1 pseudogene is annotated in these 268 nt (G+C 54.9%); it reads left to right on the plus strand.

Features of this window, described 5'->3' with window-relative positions:
* Positions 1–268 (plus strand): annotated as a pseudogene (locus MFF40_RS28480) (sulfite reductase subunit alpha); the annotation flags it as partial.

Consider the following 268-nt stretch of genomic DNA (forward strand, 5'->3'; position numbering starts at 1 on the left):
GTCCGCGTATTTATCGAACATAACGATAACTTCCGCCTGCCAGCCAATCCAGAAACCCCGGTGATTATGATTGGCCCAGGCACCGGTATTGCGCCGTTCCGCGCCTTTATGCAGCAACGCGCCGCCGACGAAGCGCCAGGTAAAAACTGGCTGTTCTTTGGTAATCCGCACTTTACGGAAGACTTCCTGTACCAGGTGGAGTGGCAGCGCTACGTCAAAGATGGCGTGCTGACACGTATCGATCTTGCCTGGTCGCGCGATCAAAAAG

It is taken from the genome of Methylobacterium mesophilicum (assembly GCF_022179445.1).
In the GTDB taxonomy this organism is placed as follows: Bacteria; Pseudomonadota; Alphaproteobacteria; order Rhizobiales; family Beijerinckiaceae; genus Methylobacterium; species Methylobacterium mesophilicum.